This is a genomic window from Chryseobacterium sp. KACC 21268, assembly GCA_028736075.1.
Lineage (GTDB): Bacteria > Bacteroidota > Bacteroidia > Flavobacteriales > Weeksellaceae > Epilithonimonas.
On sequence record CP117875.1, the window covers coordinates 2,316,806 to 2,339,817 of the forward strand.

The window sequence follows — 23,012 nt, forward strand, 5'->3', positions numbered from 1 at the left end:
TATGGAAATCCAAACAAGAAATATTATCATTGATACCTCGTACTTTGTACAGAATATATTTGATTTTAATAAAATTGAATTGAGGAAACTTCGTGATTTAATTGATAACGGTTCTGCAGCTCTATTTCTAACAGACATTACAATAGCTGAAGTGTCAAAAAAAATTAGAGAATTACTGCCTTTAGCTTGGAAAAAACTTGAAACGGGAGATGGAAAATATTTGAAGCCAATACCAGTTTTCAAAAAAATACTTGATAAGTATAACGAAGAGAAAGTATTAGAAGAAGTTTTATCGTCTTTTCAAAACTTTTTACAATCGTGGAATGTACAAATTATTAGCAGTCGTGAAGTAAATGCTTTACACGTTTATAGCATGTATGCAGAAGTTTTGCCTCCCTTTAGCGATAAAAAAAAGAAGGAATTTCCTGATGCATTTGTTCTCGAGGCAATCCGGATATGGCGAGATAAAACAGATAAGTCAGCATATTTGCTTTCCAACGATGAAGATTGGAAGAATTATGTCGAAGTGCATAAAAAGAAGTTATTAGGGGAGTTTCCAACTTTGTTCCATTTAAAAGAACTTAGTCCATTTATTGATAGTATAATAAGAAAAGATGAAGAACTTAAAGACCAGGTAAAATTTGCAGATACAGTTTTAGATACTAATTGGTTAAAAATTAAAGAACGGATCTTGACAGAATTCAAGAATTTGGGATTTGATTCTGATGGTACCGAAGATGAAGAAATCATAAATGTTTATACTTTAGATTGTAGTCTTGTTGAAAGTGATATTTTGGGCACGAAGGATTTTGTTGCCACATACGATTTATCGTTAGAAATTGATGTCATTGTTAAATATTCAATTCCAGATTACAGCAATGCTTTTTATGATAAGGAAGACGACAGATATTACAATTTAAAATACGTCAGTGCATATGCAAGACAAACCCTTTTAGAAGATTGCACGATAGAATTTTCATATGAAGATGGACTTGATAGCAATTTTACAATTTCTAGTTTAGAATTTAAAGATGATAATATTCGAGTCCCTTATGATGAAGATGATTTCATAGATATCGAAGATTGGACTAAAACATTAGAAGTCTTAGTTTGTGGAGTTCAAAATGGAAACTTTACTGATAATGGTTTAGGTTCTATGAAATTTGAAAATATAAAGCGAGCAAAAGAAGTATTTCCCGAACTGGATATTTATAAACAATCTGAATTTTTTACCGCAGCATTAGGAAATAAAATCACTGAATCTTTAAGGTTTGAAACTTGGAAAGCAAATGAATTTTATTCATCCTAATTAGTAATAACTTATTTAAGTTTTAGTCTTTATCAAAGGAGCATGAATATTAAGAAACATCCGTAATAACTAACTTTAAGACTAATGTTATTGAAATTATAAATTGATATAAGGGATTATTGTTAATCTTTGATTGCTTGGTATTTAATCTCTCAACAACTGCAGTTCGAGCCTTTTGCACAATTCCATTGCATTTTGAAAAATGATTATGATACAGCAAGAACTATTTTGACAATCCTGTGATAATATCTTTCAAGGTTTCAAACTCAGGCTCATCTAAGATATCTAGAGACTTATTAGTGGCAAGAAGTATTGCCTCTCGGCAGACATTAATTCTTCTTAAAAGAGGTATAACGATTGAGTTCCCGTGTTGAACATATTTTTTTATTTCCTGATTACTGGTTGGTATTTTGTATCCTTCACGACTGCTGGCAATCAGAATACCCTTATCTCTTAAACTACCCACCATATTTACAAACTGTTCTTTGCTCAACTTTGATTCTCTATTAACATTTAGATGTTCGATGAATTCTTGAGCGGTAGTGTAGTTTTTGTAGTGATTGGATTCATGATATCTTACCAGAACCTTTAAGAAATTGATGGAATCTTGTATAAGTTGTGTATCAGATGACGTTGTATCAAGATAATCGAAAATACTTCTTAAACTAAGATCACTAATAGCCTGATTATAGAACTCATCGGTAGAAAACTCAGTGTATTCATTAGTTTTATATAATTTGGGGAAATGGTTGATGCTGATGATCTTATCAGAAATAATTTCCATGAAGCTATCAGAAAATGAACTTTTTTTGTGTTCATCATAAATATATCCTAAAGTTCCCGCCATCAAATCTGCCACTTGTACACCAAGTTCTTCCTTACTTTCACTGACAAAAAAGTCAGATCCTTCGAATAGGGTTCGAATGTGATTTTGCTTTACATATTCTTTAAATTCCAGCATAAATTCATTACCACCGTGTTCGTCAACTTTAAGTTCAAGTTGCGGGAAAGATTTGTAAAGCTCTTTATAGAGAATGCCATTCAAATATTTGTAAAATGATTTTTTAAATTTAAAACCTTCACCATACAATTTGGTTTTGTCCACTACAACGGAATAGATATTAAATTTTAGCTTAACAATTTCAGTGAGTATAATTTTTCTTCTCGTATGATTGTCTTTAATCTTAGATGATTTTATTTCTCCTGTTTGAAAATATTTTGCCCTTATTTTTTCAACACCACTATAGAATTCATCTAAATCCTCAATATTTACAATAATTGCTGCTGCAATAAAATGTGTACTTTCCGATGAGAATTTGAATGAATTGTTTCCAAATTCATCAGCAAATGCTATAACTTGTTTCATTTTTTTTCTTGAATTTTAAATATACGAATATTATAAAAAAGTCAAAGTTTTAATTTATTAAGTATAAGTTCAATAGAGCTAATAGTTAAAATAAGTACTAATTTTTAATTGACAGTAGATTAATAGACGTCTTAAAGGTTGTATATTTGTAGTTATCGCTTATGCGAAAATTAAGATAAAATATTGTGAAAATGAGTATTGGTAATGTAATAAGATCCATTAGAAATATAATGCGAAAAGATGAAGGATTAGATGGTGATGCGCAACGTATTTCTCAAATGGTATGGATGCTTTTTATGAAAATTTTTGCGGATAAGGAAGAAGAATGGAAAATTTCAAGAAAGGATTATAAAAGTCCTATTCCGGAAAAACTTAAGTGGCAAAAATGGGCCGCAAATGAAGATGGTCTTACAGGTGAGGCATTGATAGAGTTTATAAATAGCGAACTATTCCCTATACTTAAAGAAATACATCCAACAGACACGGATCAATCTGTAATAATAAAATCAGTTTTTAATGATACATATAATTATATGAAAAGTGGAAATCTTTTCAGACAAGTTATAAATGAAATCAATAAAATTGACTTTTCAGAAAAAAGCAAAGAAAGACATATATTCAATGAAATATATGAATCCATCTTGAAGGAATTACAAAGTGCAGGATCATCAGGAGAGTTTTACACACCAAGAGCAGTGACTCAATTTATGGTAGAAATGGTAGATCCTAAAGTAGGAGAAAGTATTTTGGATCCTGCCTGCGGTACTGGAGGATTCTTAACTTGTAGCTTAGATTATCTGTCTTTAAGAAATAATTTTGATAGAGAATCATTAAAAATTCAAGAATCTATCCGGGGAGTTGAAAAAAAACCTTTGCCACATTTGCTTTGTACAACTAATTTAATCCTTCATAGTATTGAGAAGCCTGCAATTATAAGAGGTAATCTATTGTCGATTCCGTATAATAATTGGGGGCCTAAAAATCAAGTTGATATTGTTTTGTCTAATCCACCATTCGGTGGTCAGGAAGAGGATGGAACCGAAAAAAATTTCCCAGAAGATTTTCGAACCAAAGAGACTGCAGATTTATTCTTAGCATTAATTATAAAAATTTTGCAAAAAGATGGTAGGGCAGCCGTTGTTTTACCTGATAGTTCTTTATCTGGAGAAGGAGTAAAAAAACGTATAAAAGAAGAACTGCTGTCACAATGTAATCTACATACAATTATACGACTTCCTAATGGAGTGTTTAACCCCTATACATCCATAAAAACAAACTTATTATTTTTTCAAAAAGGTAAAACTACGAAGGATATATGGTACTATGAAATGCAATATCCCGACGGAGTTAAAAATTTTAATAAAAGTAGACCAATATCTATTACCGATTTCGATTCAATTAAAATATGGTGGAATAAACGTGAAGAGAATCAATTTGCATGGAAGATTACCCTTGCCGAAATAAAAGAAAATAATTTTAATCTGGACATTAAAAGAACGTCCATTGCAGATGATAAGAAATCTCTCTCTTCAAGTCAAATAATAGAAAAAATTATTTATAATCTTAATCATTCAAACAAGTTGATAAAAAAAATTCAGAAAGAACTTTTATGAAAAAGAAGAGAATTAAAATAAATTCATTTCTTACTGAAAGAAAGGATCGTTTTAAACCTGGAGAAGCAAATAGCTTAGGATTAAGACGTGTAAACAAGATTGATTTCTTCGGGAAAATTCATTTAACTGATCATAGGCATACCCGAACAAACATGATTCTGGTTAAAAAAGGCGATTTACTAATGTCAGGGATTAATGCGGAGAAAGGATCTATTACCGTTTACGAACTTGAAGAAGATGCAATTGCGACCATACACTATTCTTCTTATATTTACAATAAAGAATTAATAAACATAGAATACCTTAAATGGTTTTTAAAAAGCAATATATTTAAGAATATTTTAATATCACAATCAGGGAGTGGTATAAAAAGTGAATTAAAGGCAAATCAATTTTTAAATTTAGAAATTGACTTACCATCTATGGAAGACCAATTGCTTATTATTAATCAGATATTTAAAACTAATCAAGAGATACAAAAATTAAATAGTTTAATTAATGAGAATAAAAATTTATTATTTAAGCTTCAAGAATCAATTCTTCAAGAATCAATTCGAGGTAAATTGACTGAAGACTGGCGTCAACAAAATCTCTCTTCCAATTCAGCAAATCAACTGCTAGTGGATATTCAAGCTGAGAAGAAAAAACTAATTGAGGATGGGAAAATTAAAAAAGAAAAACCGCTACCCTTAATAAAAAAAGAAGAAATAACTTTTGATATTCCAAAAAGCTGGGTATACACCAGATTAGGTGAAATTATAAATTTAAAGTCTGGGCAGGACTTGAAGGCCAACCAATACTCCGATTTTGAAAGTTCAGGGATACCTTATATCACAGGTGCAAGTAATTTAGAAAAGGAAAAGTTAATAATCAATAGATGGACTAATACTCCAAAATCTTTTGCTTATCAAGGTGACTTACTAATTACGTGTAAAGGTTCAGGAGTAGGTAAGATGGGATGGATGAACGTAGAAAAAGCTCATATTGCACGGCAATTAATGGCAATAAGAGGGGTGATTTGTTCTCAAGAATTTGTGAAACATATTCTTGATGCAAATATTTATATTATAAAGCATAAAGCAAATGGAGTAATTCCAGGTATTGATAGAAAGACTATTTTAGAAATTATTATTGGTGTTCCTCCAATAGAAGAGCAAAAAATTATAGTTAAGAAAGTTACTAAATTAAATATGCTCTGTTTAGAATTAGAAAATGCAATACGTGAATGTGAAATAGGTTCGAAACATTTATTAGAAGTAGTTTTATCAGAATTACTAGAAGAAGAAACTGATTATTTAAAAACAGAAAAGGCTGTTACTACAAATAATTTAATAAGAAAAATAAAATACGACAGCAATACAACACTTATGGAACTAGTAGATTTATTGAAGAAGCACGGAAGATTACACGCTGAAGATCTTTGGAAAATGTCAAAATTTCCAGATGACATCGATAAGTTCTATGCTGAACTTAAACATCAAATTGAAAACCAGAAAGCAATTAAGGAAAGTACTGAAAAAGGGTATTTGGAACTACAATGAAAATAGATAAAGTTTACATAGACAATTTTAAAAATCTGCACGATTTTTTTATTGATATTAATGAAACAAAATTGCATACGGTTTTGTTAGGGCAAAATGCTGCAGGTAAATCTAATTTTATTGAAGCAATTGTTTTAATTTTCAGAGATTTAGATCATGAGAATGAAACTTCTTTTAATTACGAAATCCAATATAAATGTAGTGGTAATTTTATAAAAGCAATTGGAGGACCAAAAGTAAAGGGAAAGTATCAGTTATTTTTGGGTATCAATGATAGTAATTCTATAAAATATTCAAATAAGCCCCTATCAAAAACTTTGCTTAAAAAGAATAAGGATAATTATCTACCAAAACATGTCTTTTCATATTACTCTGGTGTTAGTAATAGATTACTTGAACATTTTGATAGGCATCAAGTTAGGTTTAGAGATGATTTACTAAATGGTATTGATCATCCAATTAGAAAATTATTTTATGCAAGGCATATTCATAGTCATTTTGTCTTAATGGCCTTTTTCTCCTTCAGTGATTTAAAAATTCAAAATTTTTTAAATGAATATTTAGATATAATTGGGTTGGAATCTGTTCTTTTTGTATTCAAAGAACCCAATTGGAAAAGAAATAAAGATCCTAAAGATTTTTGGGGTGCAAAGGGGCTGGTGAGAAATTTTTTAAAAGAACTTTGGGAAATTTCTATGGCTCCTATTATTACAACAGAGTCAATTAGAGTTGATTTTGTTAAAAAATCTAGTCAGCAACAAATGCATCTATTTGTTTCTAATGAAGATAAATTACAAAAGCTTGCTGACAAGTATAGTAACCACTCCTTATTTTTTAAAATTTTAGAAAGTACATACGTTTCTGACCTTATAGAGGAAGTGCGTATAAAAGTTAAAAAGAAAAACATAGATGGTACAATTACTTTTAAGGAGCTATCTGAAGGTGAACAACAATTATTGACAGTTCTTGGATTAATTAGGTTCACTAAAGAAAATGAGTCTCTTTTTTTGCTTGATGAGCCAGATACACACTTAAATCCCTTATGGAAGTGGAAGTATATGAATTTATTAGAGGACGTTGTGGATGAAAATGATCAATCACAAATTCTTTTAACTACACATGATCCATTAGTCATAGGAGGATTAACTAAAGAAGAAATAAGAGTGTTTCAATCTGTTAAAAAAAATGATGAGGAGGGAAAAGAATATCAAAAAGTTGAAACCTTTGAGCCTGATTTTGATCCTAAAGGATTAGGAGTTGCCGGAATTCTAACTAGTGAGCTTTTTAATTTACCAGCGGCAATGGACGAGGACACTTATCTAGATTTGCACCGTAAAAGGGAATTGGAACTATTAAGAAGGGAGGGTAAGTTAAACGAGGCTGAGAGTACAGAACTTCAAAATTTGAGTACTAACTTATCCAGATTAGGTTTTGATAAAGTTCAAAGAGATCCTTTATATGATAAATTCATCAAAGCTGTCTATAAAAATCCTGATTTAAAAAAAGCGCCTTCAAATTTTGAGGAGAGAACACTTCAAAATGAAACAATGGCAGAGTTAATTAAACAGATTATGGATGAAGAAAAAAGACTATGAGGTATATTGACCTGAAGAAAATCGAGCTTCCAACAGGTTGGTTGGATAAGGCCAAAAATCTACACGAACAATTAATTGCAGTTGAGTCCGAAGAAGCTCGTGAAGATATTATAGATAAAAATCAAATTTGGAGAGATCTATTTGTACCCTTGCACAATTTGTCCAATGGAAAATGTTGGTATTCAGAAGCTCTAGATGTAATGTCCGATAGGGATATTGATCATTTCCGGCCAAAAGGAAAAGCAAAGAATGTTGATGGCATCTTTAGAGCAAATGAGGAGGGTTATTGGTGGCTTTGCTATGATTATGAAAATTATAGATTTAGTAGCCAGTATAGTAATGAATTGAGAAAGGACAAATTTAATCCTGAAAAGAACACCGGAGGCAAATGGCATTATTTTCCGCTATTTGAAAATAGTGCAGTAGCAAAGATTAAAGGAAGGTGCAAAGATGAAGAAATAATGCTTTTGGATCCTTGCGACGAGGATGACCCTTATTTATTAACATTTGACTCAAGAGGCAAAGCCATACCGAATTCCGCAGCTATAATGGGTGAAAATGATAAAATTCGTGTCCTGACTTCAATAAGATTGTATCATCTCGATCATACACCTTTAGAAGAACTAAGAGAAAGAACTTGGGATTTTTGTCAAAGAATGATTGACGAAATTAGAAAGATTTCAACTATTAAAGGTAGTCCCTCAGTTACTGATATTGGGAGGGTGAAATTTTTAAAAAATGAAATAAGACGAATTATGCATAGAACTGAACCTTTATCTGCTGTAGCGATTGCATGTTGTGAAGAAAATGGATTATCAATTTTAACTGAAAGAAGATGACGGTTTATTAAGAAGTATAACGATCTCGCAAAATGAATAAGTAAAGTCTAAAGATATAATTAATTGTCACAGCAATAATTAGGATTAACTATAATATTACAAGTTATTTTAAGTCAGAATAATATATCATAATTTTAAAATCCCCTCAGTTACATACTAACTAATTTTAAGTATTTCTTCTCTGAATTTAGTAACATGCTTTTCTGAAAGTTTATCATAAATTTCAGCAAAATCAGTCATTGTATAACCCATTGATTCAACAATAAGAACGATAGTTGCCATCGTTGACCTTTTCTTTCCGCTAAAAGCACTATTTACTGTGGCTTTGGTCAATTCTGAGTTAGAGTTAGCAGATATTTTATCATAACTATTGACAATATCTACACTACTATCAGCCTTCGCTGACGAAATCTTATTGATACTAAGAATTTTACGCAAAGTAATTGCGGTTTTTATAATTACAATTTTTTCACTTTCCTTAATCATAAATGCAATTAAGCACATAATGAAAAATAATTTGGTATAGTTTTGTATACCGAATAAGTTTTTCTTATCTTTGTATTACAAGTTACTTAAGTGTAATTTTGCGAAACTTCAAAAAATATTAGAAGCTATTCGCTTAGAATCTCGTATCAGAAAACTGCCAATTTTCAAATAGCAACGAGAGGATAAGTAGAAGGCTCACGACTTAGGCGTGGGCTCTCTTATCTGTTGCTATGGGTATGGCAGTACCTCTGATGCGGATAATGTAGAGTTCTACGCCGTTTTATTTCCAATGTTGTCCGACACTCTCTAAACCCTAAGCTGCTTTCTAAAATATAGTATCAGACTGTACGATACAATGGGGTGTACAACTCATTGCGGCTTTAAAGCTTACGCGGGACACAAATTTCATTAATATTAATTTTTTAAAATGTGCTGGGGTAGTAGGCTTTGATATCCTTACTGAGTCCTCCTTCCAAGCATCATCGCAGTAAACTATGTCTATGCTAAAAATAAAACTGAATTTTTAAGAAACAGATAGTATAAGATAGAAGAAACTAGCCATAGAAACAAGAAAGCCCTCTTAGCACTATGAGTATTGTGGAATTTACGCAGTGCAGAAGAGAGCCTAAAATTTAACGAATTAAATCTATTCAAAAGTATGAAAAAAAACTTTTGCAGCCTAAGTCATATCCAATTGGCTTTTGGCTTCACCTTGCTCGCCTCCGGCGTAGCAATAGGGCAGATGCGTGTTATTACAGGCACTGTTACAGATAATACTAATAATAAACCTATTTCAGGGGTAAGTGTACTTCAGGAGGGTAGTGATACGGTTGCTACTACTAATAGTTCAGGTATTTATAGGGTTCAGGTATCGGGTAATAATCCTGTCCTTGTCTTTAAGCATCCTGATTATCCTGACCGAAAAGTTTCTTTAGGAGACAGAGTATCTTTTGATGTATCATTGGGTAATGAGAATGGGAATGGGAAAAAGAATGAAAATGAGAAAGCAATAGAGGAGGTGGTTCTTAATGCAGGGTATTATAAGGTTCGGGATAAGGAGAGAACAGGAAGTATTTCTCGGGTTTCAGCAAAGGATATTGAGAATCAGCCTGTCACCAACGTTCTTGCTTCAGCACAGGGTAGAATGAGCGGGGTTTCGATCACTCAGAATTCAGGAACGCCGGGAGGTGGTTTTGATATTCAGATCAGAGGGAAGAACAGCATCCGTCGTGAAGGGAATGAACCTTTGTACATTATTGATGGTGTGCCTATCCTTTCTGAATCGCCTTCTGCTTATAGTGCGACGATCCTTCCGTATGGATCGATAAGCCCGCTGAATGCGATCAATCCCAATGATGTTGAGAGTTTTGAGGTATTGAAAGATGCTGATGCGACCGCAATTTATGGGAGTCGTGGAGCTAATGGGGTCATTATCGTGACCACGAAGAAGGGTAGGAAAGGAAGGTCTGAGCTGAAGCTCAATACTTCCTATTCCATTAGTACTGTTGCCAATCGTCTAAAGATGATGAATACACCGGAGTATTTGGGAATGCGGAGACAGGCTTTTCAGAATGATGGGATCACTGCTATTCCTGCAATTGCATATGATCTGAATACCTGGAGTCAGGAACGGTATACAGACTGGCAGAGGGACCTGATCGGTAATAATGCTGATGCTTCTGTGGTTCGATTATCATTAAGCGGTGGTTCTGATAATACTTCTTATCTCATCAGTTACGGACATCAGGAACAATCTACGGTCTATCCGGCAGGATTTCAGTATAAGACCAATAATTTGACAGGGAATTTTAGTTATCGGAGTCCTGACCGAAAACTGGAGGTCAATCTGACCAATACCGTTTCTTTTCAGGATAATAATGTGGTGAATGATGATCTGACCAAGAGAAGTTTGACTTTGAGCCCTAATGCTCCGGAACTGTATAATGCTGATGGGTCTCTGAACTGGGAGAACAATACGTTTACCAATCCTGTTGCATCATTTGTAAGTGAATATTTGAATACATCAAGTTTTATCAATACAGGGACGCAGTTGTCTTATCAGCTGTTTCCGTTTGTTTCTTTGAAATTTAGCGGAGGAATGACCTTTAACAATTTTGAGGAATATTCCCTGAAACCGCATACGATGTACAATCCTTCATTCGGGCTTGATAGTTCGAGCTCTAATTCTTCGAAAAACAACAGTTCAAGTTTTTCCTACATCCTTGAACCGCAGATTGTCGGGGATTACAGTTGGAATGACCACAGTGTTGAAATGCTGATCGGTGCGACCTTGCAGCAGTCGGAAACTAAATCCGGAACAATACAGGGCTATGGTTTTGAAAGCAATGCGCTCATAAGAAATATTGCGGCTGCTAAGACAAAAGTGATCGGCGATCAGGTCAACAACCAGTATAACTATACGGCTGTTTTTGCAAGATTGAACTATAAATATCTGAAAAGATATATTGTGAATGTGACAGGGAGAAGAGATGGTTCCAGCCGTTTCGGACCGAGTAACCGTTTTGGGAATTTTGGAGCGGTGGGTGCTGCGTGGCTGGTCTCGGAAGAACCGTGGATTAAAAATATATCCTGGCTGAGCCTTGCCAAGATCAGGGGAAGCATCGGGACTTCAGGAAACGACAGGATAGGGGATTACCAGTATCTGGATACTTACACCGTCTCAACCAATATTTATAATAATACCACAGGGCTAAATCCTTCAAGATTGTATAATCCGAACTTTAGTTGGGAGAAGACTTTGAAGAAAGAAGTGGCGGCGGAATTTTCATTGTTCAAAAACCGCTGGAATCTGTCGGCTGCCTATTATGAGAATACCTCATCGAATCAGTTGGTGGGAATCCCACTGCCTGCAACGACGGGTTTTCCGAGTATTCAGTCCAACCTGCCTGCAAAGGTTCAGAATACAGGCTGGGAGTTTGAAACGTCTGTTCAGGTGTTGAGAAACTCTAAGTTTAGGTATGATACCTCCTTTAACCTATCGATTCCCAACAGCAAACTTCTGGAATTTCCGAATCTTGAAGGCTCTACCTATGCCAATCAGTATGTGATCGGTTATCCCACATCTTTGGTAAAGGTCTATCAGTATGAAGGCATCAATCCACAGACCGGGCTTTACCAGTTCAAGGATTTTAATGGTGACGGAAAAATATCGTCACCTGATGACAATAAAGTGATCGAAAGAATTGGAATGCGGTTCTTTGGAGGGTGGTCAAATAATGTAAGTTATGGTCCCTGGTCAGCATCGTTCCTGTGGTATTTTGTAAAGCAGAGAAACTGGAACTATAACAAGCAGATGGTCATTCCGGGTTCTATGAACAACCAGCCTGTTGAGGTTTTAGATGTCTGGTCTGCTTCCAATCCTTCGGGAACTTATATGCCTTACAGTTCAGGGAGTGTTGCGGCAAAAACGTCTGCACATTCGTTCTTTCAGAATTCTACCGCAGCGATTGGGGATGCCTCGTTTATCCGGTTGAAAAATGTACAGATCAATTACAGGATTCCTGTGCGGGAGTTTGGGATAAAAGAGGCAATGATCTATGTGCAGGGACAGAATCTGTTGACGATCACCAAGTATTTTGGATTAGACCCTGAGTTCGTCCTCAATGGATTTTTGCCACCGCTGAAAACGTATTCGGTGGGTTTTCAGATAACATTTTAATGACAGTTTTTTGAGCGGTCAGATAACAACCTAAATTAAAATTATGACAACAAAAATAAAATATAAGATAGTAACAGCTCTTTTAACTGCTGTTTTATTATTCAATATGTCCTGTGAAAAATTCATAGAAACAGATTTTCCATCCAATCAGATTCCTACACAACTGGTGTTTGAGGATGAGCAGACTGCGGATGCTGCTTTGGCAGGTTTGTATTCCGGACTATGGACAAATTCTATGTTTTCAGGAGGCATCGACGGGATGGGTGCATTGCTGGGAACCTACGCCGATGACCTGAACTGTGTCTACACCAGTTCTTCCAATGGGGCACTCGATCTGTTCAACAACCAGCAGATCCCGACCAATACTGCCGTTACTTCATTCTGGACCTATGCCTATCAGCAGATCTATGCTGCCAACAGCATTATTGAAGGGGCGAAGAATTCAAAAACGCTTTCCGGTGCGGTGAAGGACAGAATCAGGGGGGAAGCGCTTTTTGTCAGATCATTGCTTTATATGCAGTTGTATCAGATCTTTGATGAAATACCTTATACCGATACAACAGATTATGTTGTGAACAGTACCCTTGGAAGAATGCCCAAAGATGAATTTCTTACCAAGATCGAGACTGACCTCTCTGAGACAGTCAATCTATTGCCTTCAGCTTACAAGAATACAGAAAGGATTTATCCTAATAAGTATGCAGGATATATGGCACTTGCAAAAATGAAGATGTTGCTGAAAAAATGGGAGGAAGCAGATGTTCTTTGTTTCACCATTATGCAGAACTCTGCTTATGTTTATCAGACGGATATGACAAAGGTCTTTCAGAAAAGTGGGTCTCATATTATCTGGCAGCTTAAGCCGAAGAATAACAATGATGCCACAAAAGAAGCTTCACTGTACACTTTTACAGGAGCTCCGACATCATTTGTACTAAGACCTGATCTGGTCAGTTCATTTTCTACAACCGACCTGCGCCGTCAGAACTATATGGCAGCAGTCCCTTTCGGACAGCAGACGAATTACCGTTCTGCAAAATATAAGAACCAAGCTGTTAATAATCCTACAGAATATTCAATCATTTACCGCCTGGATGAGGTCTATCTGATGCAGGCAGAAATCCTCACTGAACTGAACAGGGCTTCAGAAGCGATCCCGCTGATCAACAGATCAAGACAGCGTGCAGGGCTTACTGCATTGAGCATTACATTATCTCCAAATGACGTCAAGATCCAGATGCGTGAAGAAAAAAGGAGAGAGTTTTTTACAGAACACGGCATCCGTTTTTTTGATCTGAAGCGATGGGGACTGCTGGATCAGCTGGTTACTGTAAAACCAAATTGGAAAAGTTTTCATTTAAACTGGCCGCTGCCTCAAAAAGAACTGCTTCTGAATCCGAAGCTTAATCCACAGAATACAGGTTACTAATGAATACTCTTATGAATAGTTTTTTATGTAAAATCATTTACATCTTAATGATGTTGTTTGGGATGTTCGTGATAAGGTATCAGTTTGCATTGTATGCACAAACACCGAGACCTGAGCTTGAAAAATTAGCGAAGGATATTGTTGAGCCATTCTTCGCTCAAATGTCTCCGGATGGAAAATTCGTAGTCCTTTCTGAAATGAATGAAGATTCTAAAGTAATCTTAACTATTTCTGAAACAAAAAGGTCATTCAGAAAATTGCGTAGATTGAGCGGAGCCAAATATTTCTTTTTGAGCAATGATATTTTGGTTTTATTGGCTGGAAATGTGCTTCAAAAAATTAATCTCAAAACCCTGACGGAATCCGAGATTCCAAATGTCAGTGCCATTGATTTTATTGAAGATGAAAATCTTTTGCTGGTACATTATGACGATAGTCAAAATAACACGTTAGAAATTTTTGATAACAGATTCTTGATAAAGCAGAAGATTAAGTCGGTATCACGATGGCAGAAAACGGGAGGAGAATTGATTGTTTTTAAAAATGAGGAAAAGAAGAAAACGTTATTAAAGGTTAGCTCTGACGGTTTTTCAAACCAAATCATATGGTCATCAGAAGAAGATATTTATAAAGTAGTAAAATCAGATAAGGTTAAGGGGGGCTATATCGTTTCAGTTTCAGGAACATCAGGATTAAAAACTTTCTATGCTACATCAAATCTAAATATCTTAGAGCTGAACGACCCCTCAATTGGGAGTTATGACCAGATAGCAGTTAAGAAGTCTTCTGATGCCAATGCGGTATATTTGACGCTCGGCAAAACACTCCCAATTGATAACAAGACTGTAAGTATTTGGTATGGTAAAGAAAAAGACCTAAGCATTCACTTTTATGGAGAACGACCGAGCGTTGATCTTTTATGGTATCCTGAGGAGCACAAGGTCGTCAAATTGAATTCCGGTTACAAAGGATACACAGGCATTGGCAGATCAAATATGTTTCTCCGAAAGAAGGTGAATAAAGAATTGGTAGATGTAAATGAAGAGGATCATAAAGTTGATCACAGTGAGATGCATTTGTGGAATTCAGCAACGGGAACAGATACCGTTCTTGAGAAAGATGGAGACGTGATGTATTTTGATAAGAAAGGTAATTTTATTCTTAGATATGTAAAGGCTAACTGGAAACTTTTGGAGACCAGAACAATGACGGAAAAAATACTGAAAATGCCCGCCACAGCGGTTCCCTGCTTTAGTTTGTCTGGAACAATTTTATGGTGTTCAAAAGGTGAATTATGGGAGCAGAATACAAATGACCTTCAGAAGAAAAAGTTAATGTCGTTCAAAGCAGATAGCATTGAGATTCTGAACAAAGTTCGACAGTCTACGGAAGCAGGTATTAACAGAAGGTATCAATATATAGATGATCATCATCTGCTGATCGCTGCACATCAAAATAATGATCTGCGGTCAACGTATTATATGTTGAATCAAGGAAAGAAGTTTGTCATTATCCCGGAGACCACAGATCGTATCAAACATCTTCAGGTAGCTAAAGAAGGTGAAAATTTTATATGGACTGAAGAGAATTACAATAAGCCGACTGTGGTAATGGCAAAAAGTGGATCGTCAGCTTCCAGAGCTGTCTATGCTTTTAATGTTCAGGATCTTGGAACCAAAACAATTACTAAAAGGCAGCTGTATTATAAAGGTGTCAATAATGAGGATCTTCAGGCGAGTCTTTTTCTTCCTGCAGATTTTGACCCTCAAAAAAAATATCCTGTCGTATTGTGGATCTATGAAAAACAACAGGAGTTTACCGATAAATATTTAGTGCCGACGTTTAAGAACACACGAGGTTTTAATGCCCGGCTATTGTTAGAATCTGGATATATGGTTCTGATCCCAGATATTAATTATGACAATAAGGGAGCAGGACTTTCAGCTTTGGAGTGTATAAACAATGCTTTGGATGAACTTGCAAAATTGGAGCAGGTCAATATGAAAAAAATTGCACTGATGGGGCAGTCATTTGGTGGCTACGAGACCAATTTCATCGCCACACACAGCAATCGTTTTGCAGCATTTATTTCAGGAGCGTCAAGATCAGATATTATTCATTCATCTTACGCCTTCAATTATAACTTCAACGCTCCGGATTACTACCGAATTGAAGATGGACAAATCAGGATGCGGGATAGTTTTGAAAGTAACAACCAGAAATATTTTGATAACAATCCTTTATATCACGCATCGAAAGTAAATGCACCAGTGCTTTTATGGACAGGGACTGATGATAAAAATGTGGATCAGGAAGAAACGAGAACATTTTTTAGTGCATTAAGGAAATACAGGAAGACTGTTGTTGCGTTATTTTATACAGGTGAAGGCCATTCTTTAGGGTCGTACGTAGCAAAGAAAGATCTTACATTAAGAATGCTGGATTGGTACGAATACTTCCTAAAGGATAAAAGAAATATTCCGTGGATCGATAAACAAATGAAGGATGCTAATTAGCATCCTTCAAGTTTTAAAAATTACTGGATCTCAAACAACTGATTTCCACAAGAAGTACCGTCGATGTTCTGGGACAAATTATGTGTTCCGGTTGCATCGCTGTAGGTACAGACATCTCCTTCTGTAGTAGAACACATTTTTTCAGTGATCACACATCTTTCTCCGACAGGTGCCGAAGGATCAAAACGGTAACCTAGCTGGTCTACTGCGTTTGATGATTTGAATGCTGTTGTAGCATACGCACTTCCGGCTCCCATCAATAGGATTGCTACGGGCAATGCGATTTTTCTAAAATTTTTCATAATGGTTGAAATTTGTTATTGGTGCCTACTCTTGGTCAGGGTTTTCGGCTTTCCCCTTTAATGAAATGCCTGGTGAGGTTCTGCGCAAAACGATACCTGATGATTTCATTTCCGACTAATACAAAAAGATAATCTCCTACGATTTCCAATTGTATTTTTTTAATTTCTTTTGGTTTTGAAAGGTAAAAGCTGCCTATGTAATTTTGCTCAGCAATGGAATAGACATCGATTACCGCATTATTTTCCCAATTCTTGCTGTTTTCATATCTGCCCATTAAATTGGATTGGTTAAGTAACAAACCATATTTAACGGTAGATGTGACATTTACCTTAAGTGGAGGCTTATTCATCTTTCTTCTCCCATCGCTTAACTCAGCAACATCAATTTGTGGCTGGCTTATGGTATCAATGGTTTTAAAATCACCTTTTACATTCAGGTCTTTATCCAGAACCAAAAACTGATTTTTATAGTAATGTACATATACCAGACTTTGGTTTTCACTATCAAAATGCATCAGTCCGTCTGTATCAAAAACACCATCTTTAGATTTCTGTAATAGATCTGGTTTTAGTTTAAGATGATTATTTTCTTCAGGAGACAAAATGCCTAACGACTGTTTTTTTAAAGGCGCATAGTAGGTGCTGAAAACAAAGGAATCCTGATCCCAATTTATCAGCTGACTGAAGTAGGCTTGCGATTTACTGTAAGTACGTACCTTATCATTTCCCAGCAAACCTTTATATATTACAGGAACGGTTCCGTCATATAGATAATAATATGGTGCATTGATCTGTATCATAGCCCTTTTGAAGCTGAAATCAAAGCGATCCGGAATGATCTTTTTTTCATTCATTTCTTTTAGTCCATTATCTAAAGATATCAGTGAGAAAGGAGTGGTATAATTACCGAGATAGACAGAGTCTTTTGTTGAGCCCGCAAAATAATATGAATTGACCGCAAGATCGTACCGCTTCTCTTCCGTAATAGGATGTTGAAGGAATTTTCTGATAAAATGATTTTCTTTCTTTACCATATAATCGGAGCGATGGTATAGTATGATGATCATTGCGGTGCTAAGAACAGATAGGGCGAGTTGTAACAAAGCAGAAGTAATTATTTTTCTGCTTCTATGATCTGTATTCAATAGGATCGCGGACGATGAAAGGATGACGGTTGCAATGTTAAAAATAAGATGGGTCCTCCATCCCATTTTTTCCAATATTCCACCGCAGGAGCAAGGGACATTGTCACTGTAGTTGAGAATGACATAAATGTAGATTGTAAATGAGACCATAAGGAAAAAAGAAGAGTACAATCCGATGAACCTGGTTCTTTCGAAAATAAGCAGAATACAAACCAACAATTCTGTAATCAGCACACCATAAGAAATAAATCCTGCAACTGAACTGAAAATAGGGGACTGTGCGATCTGAACCTGAAAATTTTCAAAATCCATTATCTTGCTGATGCTGGCGTAACAGAACAGCAATATAAAGAAATAGCTTGTGAATTCTACGAATCTTGTTCTGATGGTTTTCATAACTTTAGTATTTATCCTTTTCTGACTAAAATCCATTTGACGCTCTTTCCACAATATCCGGGCATTGCTTCGCCTTTTGAGACATATACAACTGTACTGATCCGACCTTCAATTTCCCATTCTCCGCTTACAGTACACTTCTTCCCTGTGTTTAATACTACTTTTTGGTTTTCCATTTTGGAAATCTTATTTGTTGTACAGAAATTCTAATAATTACTAAACTGTATCTCTGACAATCCTCCAATGCTGCTTATCCCTCTTCGGTTCGTCATCGTCGCCCGTTTCCTTATTTTCATAACTTTCTTTTTCAGTCAGGGCGTTCTGGACCCTCGCAGATTCTTTGATGCTTTGAACTTCATTTCTTTCCTGGATCTGTTCCGAAACATTAGAGACAGATTCGTTTCTTTCGCAGGACTGTAAGCCGAATACAGCCGTAATACATATAAGTGAGATATACTTTTTCATAATGATTTGTAATAATTTGTAATGGTTTAAAAAAGTGATCCCGGCCGGTTTTGATTAGAATTCTGATGTCGAAATTAGAAGAGTTCGAGGTTTGAAAAAAGGAATAGATGGAAGAATGGATCCTTTTCTATGTAAAAATGTATCCATTTTACTTCTAAATTCAAATCTAAAACATTGTTAATCAGCCGTTAATTTAGGATTGCTGACACTGGAGTTAAAACACGTGTTTAACTATCAGTTTTTCACTAAATTTGGGTATATCTTATCATAATGCATTATCATAATAGGATTTTACTGCTCATCTTTAATTTGTTTTTCTCCGTCTTGTATGGGCGGGAACAGCAAAGATCTTATAAAGAAATCTCGGCGCTGTTTGAGGGATATACTGAAAATGATGAAAGGGCAATGGTATTTGTCAATCTTTACATCGAGAAAGCAAAAAAAGACCGTAATTATAAAAAACTGATACGCGGTTATGAAGAAGCCATCTATTACACCAAGAAATCCGCAAGGAAATTATCATACGCAGACAGTACAATTGTTACAGCTCTGAAATCCAATGATCCCGATCAGATTTCAAGAGCATATCTGGGAAAGGGGATCGTTTATTATTACAACCGCAGACAGTATAAGCCCGCCTTGGATGAATATCTGAAAGCATTCAAATATTCAAAAAATTCAGAGGATGATTACCTGAAGAATAAAGTTATCTATCATCTGGGAATGGTTAAAAGTTACCTGGGTTACTATAAAGAAGCAGCCGGCCATTTTGAGCAGGCAGCTGATTTTTTTGAAATAAATGCAAAAGAGAGCGATGACAGAAACATAAGGCTGAACAATGAATCAGGCTACTTCAATAGTATTTACCGCTTGAGTACCTGTTATAAAAATCTGAAATTCTATAATAAAGAAGACTCTCTCATTACTATAGGCCTGAACAGGCTTCACAATGTCAGCGAACTTTCTGCGGAACTTGGTTATTTTCAGAAAGGAAAGGGAATTCAGCTGCTTCGAAAAGGAAATCCGGACGGCGCATTAGAGCACTTAAAACTGTCACGCAATATATTGATCCGTAATCAGGATTATGCATCATTGACGACCGTGTATTTTTATCTGGGAAAACTCTACTGGGCAAAAGGCAATAAAACTGAATCATTAAACTATTTTAAAAAAGTCGATTCCCTTGTCAATAAATTTTGGTTTGTCACGCCTGAGATCAGATCAAATTATGAATACCTCATCAACGATTCGAAACAAAGAAAAAATTCAAAAGACCAGCTTTATTATACCAATCAGCTTTTAAAGGCGGACTCTATCATTAATGTGGACTTTGCAATGCTCTCCTCAAAGATTTACCAAGAGTATGATACTGAAACTTTATTGGATGAGAGAAGAAAGCTGGTGAGAGACCATCAGATCATTTGGTACATTTCCATTAGTGCCGGAGTTTCGATTGTGAGTTTTTTAATCTGGAGATTTAGGAAAAGAGAACAGAAACTGACCGCCAGGTATCAGGAACTGTTAGAAAAGTTCAATGCCCAAAAAGACATATCCAGCTTTGACGTGTTGTCATCTGTTGCCACAGGTGAAACCAGCTTGTATAGCCTAGAACTTATTAATCAGATCAAGGCAGACCTTAAGATTTTCGAGGACAGAAAAGATTTCTTAAAGCCTAATTTAACGCTTCCGATTGTAGCCAAGATGATAGGTAGCAACCGTACTCATTTATCGTACGTACTCAATGTACACTTTGATGTAACATTTCCAACCTATCTTAAAGCTTTAAGGATAAGATATATTACCAATTTACTGTTGGAGGATCACAAATATCTCAGTTATAAGATCGAGGCACTTGCAAAGAAATGCGGGATGGCAAACAGGCAGCTCTTTACAGCACATTTTTTGGAAATCAACGGAATCAAGCCGAACGATTTTATAAGGAAGCGACAGGAGGAACTAAAGAAGATCTAATTTTTTATTTTTTAACCCGATTTTTACGTGAATAAAAAAATGAAACGTATGAACGGACAAAATTTTCGAAAAAAAATTGATCTGCTTTGGAAAGATCTTACAACAGCAATAGATCAGATCAACAGAAGTAATAATGAAATCGTGATGCGGGCTGAAGAGATACTGATGGAAACTGACTCTTCTATAAGGCAACTGAAAGATATATTGCCACAGTATAATTTTCCAGACTGGAGTGAAGAGATCTATTTCTTTAAGAATACTAAACCAAAATTTGTATCTATTTATATCTATTACTCCAAAGTGTTATCCATAGAGGCTTCAAAACCCTATGCAGATCCGGAAGCTTTAAGATCATACTATGAAAATGAGAGGGCTCATCTTTTATATTTCTATAATGAGCAAAGAGACTTTATCAGCTACTACCGTCGTAAATCATCGTATCTCGACAAAAAATATTTCGTGCGTTTTAAATTTGACTTCAAGTTAAAACTGAGTCCGGAACTGTACAGCTATGATGAGGAATTTTCAACGTCCCACGACCATATTGTATCTCAAATTATGGCAAATGATCTTCTGGATCAGTATCTGACAGATAAAATTGATTCTAAAGAAAGTAGAGAAAATTCTTTTGAAAATAGTAAGAATCTTGAGTGGACTGCGCCAAAAGTCGCTCTTGTTGAATTGCTTTACGCCCTGCATCAAACAAAATGCTTTAACGGAGGTCATTCAGATCTAGCCGAAATTTTCCGATGGGCCGAGAGTTCACTCAACATCAATCTGGGGAATTACCACAAGACACTAAGTGAGATACGCTTAAGAAAAACAGAGAGGACTAAATTTTTATCATTGCTTCAGCATAATTTAGATCAATATCTGAATGATCTTGATATTTGAAAATTGCTGTAAGCTATTTACTGGTTTATTGCAGGCTTTATAGTTCTTCGGTAGTACCGTTAAACTACCGAAATGTTTACTGATTATTTGTTATTCACGCAGTTACTATGTCCAATAGATGCATTTAACCTGCAGTTGGATTATTTTAGATTCAATTGATATTTCAAAAAAGTAAGTTAAGCGGAATAGTACAATGATAAACAAGAAATTCCTTTAATTATGAGACCATAAGTAATATCTACGGTCGTTTATAGCAGTTTTACATTGTTTTTTATCAGGATTAAGAGGATAGAATGAAATTACTTTCTGACTTTGATTTAAAATCTCTTCATTCATTATGCTTACAACAAATTCTTTCGGTAGTACCGAAAAACTACCGAAAGATATTTTGGTCATTTTTGAAATTTTGTGGATCGAATTATAATTGGATGAATTAATAATTACCAATTTTTTTTATTCAGTTCATAAAAATAATGGCAAATGAAAAATATAGATCCTCAAACCCCGATATCTCAGTTGACCGTCGCGGAATTTTTAGAGATTTCAAAGAGAGTCAATTCAGAGAAAAAATATGAATATGGCTTAAAAGGTCTGGCAAAGATTCTTGGGTGTTCTGTTTCGAAAGCTTCAGAAGTGAAGTCCTCCGGAATATTGAATAAGGCCATCATCCAAAACGGAAATATCATCATCATTGATAAAGAAAAGGCGTTACAGCTTTTCGGTAAAAAATAGTGAATGTATTACCTTGAACTCATTGAAAGGTTTTGGATATTTAACGAAAAGGTAAAGCCAGGTTCGACCGCTATTGCAATGTACCTGTACTTACTAAAAACAGCAAAGGCTAGTGATGGCTATGATTTTAAAGTTTCTGATGTTGTTTTGAGCAAAGAACTTGGATTGACGAGACCAACTGTAAAGACAACAAAAGAAAAACTTCGTGATTTAGGATTGATCAGGTTTCAGACTAAAAATGGCGTTTCCTGTTCATACAGATTGATATTGAGTTATCCTTTAGAAGCTTCAGCACCCGAAAAAATCAAAAGTTGTGAAATCCAAATAACACCATCTTTTAAAGAACCTAAAGATGATCTGAATCTGGATGTACTAAATACAGGGGTTAAAATCCCTTCCAGCAATATAGATCAAAAAATCAATGCTCCGTCCATTCCATCTGCAAATGAAAACAGTAATATTCCTGAGTTAGAAGAGTTCTTGGCGTATGCTCGGACATTAGCAGCTTATCAATCTGATTTAGATGAACTGATCAAAGATAAATATCACAGTTGGAAAGATAGCGGGTGGAAAAACAATTCTGACAGGCTCATCACCAATTGGAAATCTTCATTGAAAAGTACCCTCCCTTTTTTAAAAAATGCTGCTCACGATGATCAACTATCAATACAAACCATTCCAGACATTAAAAGGCCAAAGTCCAACTTTGGTAAATAGCAATATGCTTATTACTT

General features: G+C 35.2%; 18 protein-coding genes. 12 read left to right on the forward strand and 6 right to left on the reverse strand.

The features are described 5' to 3' along the window. The first annotated feature begins 1 nt into the window (after position 1). A complete protein-coding gene (locus PQ459_10750; protein WDF45375.1) occupies positions 2 to 1,309 on the forward strand; it encodes a PIN domain-containing protein in 1,308 nt (435 codons plus the stop codon). 223 nt (positions 1,310 to 1,532) lie between these two features. Here PQ459_10750 and PQ459_10755 read toward each other — a convergent pair whose 3' ends face one another. Continuing rightward, entirely contained in the window at positions 1,533 to 2,675 is a 1,143-nt protein-coding gene (locus PQ459_10755) for a DUF3800 domain-containing protein (GenBank protein WDF45376.1), read from the reverse strand. Positions 2,676 to 2,866: 191 nt separating this feature from the next. Between PQ459_10755 and PQ459_10760 the strand changes: the two genes are divergently transcribed. From PQ459_10760 to PQ459_10775, 4 genes are read left to right on the forward strand one after another with little or no spacing between them, the layout of a single operon-like run. Further along, complete coding sequence (locus tag PQ459_10760; GenBank protein WDF45377.1) at positions 2,867 to 4,288, forward strand: N-6 DNA methylase; 1,422 nt, start codon at positions 2,867 to 2,869, stop codon at positions 4,286 to 4,288. Further along, positions 4,285 to 5,829 (forward strand): restriction endonuclease subunit S, encoded by a 1,545-nt coding sequence (locus PQ459_10765; GenBank protein WDF45378.1) that lies wholly within the window; start codon positions 4,285 to 4,287, stop codon positions 5,827 to 5,829. Before PQ459_10760 ends, PQ459_10765 begins: the two co-directional genes overlap by 4 nt. Continuing rightward, complete coding sequence (locus PQ459_10770; GenBank protein ID WDF45379.1) at positions 5,826 to 7,424, forward strand: AAA family ATPase; 1,599 nt, start codon at positions 5,826 to 5,828, stop codon at positions 7,422 to 7,424. The genes PQ459_10765 and PQ459_10770 overlap by 4 nt, the downstream gene beginning before the upstream one ends. Then, positions 7,421 to 8,263: a hypothetical protein gene (locus tag PQ459_10775; protein ID WDF45380.1), complete on the forward strand. Its 843-nt coding sequence runs from the start codon at positions 7,421 to 7,423 to the stop codon at positions 8,261 to 8,263. Before PQ459_10770 ends, PQ459_10775 begins: the two co-directional genes overlap by 4 nt. Before the next feature lie 156 nt (positions 8,264 to 8,419). Here the strand turns inward: PQ459_10775 and PQ459_10780 are convergent, their stop codons facing one another. Further along, complete coding sequence (locus PQ459_10780) at positions 8,420 to 8,749, reverse strand: hypothetical protein (protein ID WDF45381.1); 330 nt, start codon at positions 8,747 to 8,749, stop codon at positions 8,420 to 8,422. Between the two features lie 658 nt (positions 8,750 to 9,407). On the opposite strand from PQ459_10780, the gene PQ459_10785 reads away from it, so the two are divergent. From PQ459_10785 to PQ459_10795, 3 genes are read left to right on the forward strand one after another with little or no spacing between them, the layout of a single operon-like run. Further along, positions 9,408 to 12,428 (forward strand): SusC/RagA family TonB-linked outer membrane protein, encoded by a 3,021-nt coding sequence (locus PQ459_10785; protein WDF45382.1) that lies wholly within the window; start codon positions 9,408 to 9,410, stop codon positions 12,426 to 12,428. A 43-nt stretch (positions 12,429 to 12,471) separates the two neighbouring features. Beyond that, positions 12,472 to 13,857, forward strand: coding sequence for a RagB/SusD family nutrient uptake outer membrane protein (locus PQ459_10790; protein WDF45383.1), 1,386 nt, complete (start codon positions 12,472 to 12,474; stop codon positions 13,855 to 13,857). A gap of 11 nt (positions 13,858 to 13,868) precedes the next feature. Continuing rightward, positions 13,869 to 16,373, forward strand: a complete 2,505-nt coding sequence (locus tag PQ459_10795; protein WDF45384.1) for a prolyl oligopeptidase family serine peptidase — start codon at positions 13,869 to 13,871, stop codon at positions 16,371 to 16,373. A gap of 20 nt (positions 16,374 to 16,393) precedes the next feature. On the opposite strand, the gene PQ459_10800 is transcribed toward PQ459_10795, so the two are convergent. Genes PQ459_10800 through PQ459_10815 form a run of 4 tightly spaced genes read right to left on the reverse strand, consistent with a single transcriptional unit; the run spans position 16,394 to position 18,681 of the window. Beyond that, positions 16,394 to 16,675, reverse strand: a complete 282-nt coding sequence (locus PQ459_10800; GenBank protein ID WDF45385.1) for a DUF6520 family protein — start codon at positions 16,673 to 16,675, stop codon at positions 16,394 to 16,396. Between the two features lie 35 nt (positions 16,676 to 16,710). Beyond that, positions 16,711 to 18,216 (reverse strand): tellurium resistance protein TerC, encoded by a 1,506-nt coding sequence (locus tag PQ459_10805; GenBank protein WDF45386.1) that lies wholly within the window; start codon positions 18,214 to 18,216, stop codon positions 16,711 to 16,713. Between the two features lie 11 nt (positions 18,217 to 18,227). Next, positions 18,228 to 18,392 (reverse strand): hypothetical protein, encoded by a 165-nt coding sequence (locus PQ459_10810; protein ID WDF45387.1) that lies wholly within the window; start codon positions 18,390 to 18,392, stop codon positions 18,228 to 18,230. A gap of 40 nt (positions 18,393 to 18,432) precedes the next feature. Beyond that, positions 18,433 to 18,681, reverse strand: a complete 249-nt coding sequence (locus PQ459_10815) for a hypothetical protein (protein WDF45388.1) — start codon at positions 18,679 to 18,681, stop codon at positions 18,433 to 18,435. A gap of 270 nt (positions 18,682 to 18,951) precedes the next feature. Here PQ459_10815 and PQ459_10820 point away from each other — a divergent pair, with 270 nt between their 5' ends. From PQ459_10820 to PQ459_10835, 4 genes are all read left to right on the forward strand, one after another. Continuing rightward, positions 18,952 to 20,652 carry a helix-turn-helix domain-containing protein gene (locus tag PQ459_10820; GenBank protein ID WDF45389.1) on the forward strand — a complete coding sequence of 567 codons (1,701 nt, stop codon included), beginning with the start codon at positions 18,952 to 18,954 and terminating at the stop codon, positions 20,650 to 20,652. A gap of 39 nt (positions 20,653 to 20,691) precedes the next feature. Further along, complete coding sequence (locus PQ459_10825; protein ID WDF45390.1) at positions 20,692 to 21,546, forward strand: RteC domain-containing protein; 855 nt, start codon at positions 20,692 to 20,694, stop codon at positions 21,544 to 21,546. A 480-nt stretch (positions 21,547 to 22,026) separates the two neighbouring features. After that, positions 22,027 to 22,278 carry a DUF3853 family protein gene (locus PQ459_10830; GenBank protein WDF45391.1) on the forward strand — a complete coding sequence of 84 codons (252 nt, stop codon included), beginning with the start codon at positions 22,027 to 22,029 and terminating at the stop codon, positions 22,276 to 22,278. Between the two features lie 3 nt (positions 22,279 to 22,281). Then, positions 22,282 to 22,995 (forward strand): hypothetical protein, encoded by a 714-nt coding sequence (locus PQ459_10835; GenBank protein ID WDF45392.1) that lies wholly within the window; start codon positions 22,282 to 22,284, stop codon positions 22,993 to 22,995. Positions 22,996 to 23,012 lie beyond the last annotated feature (17 nt).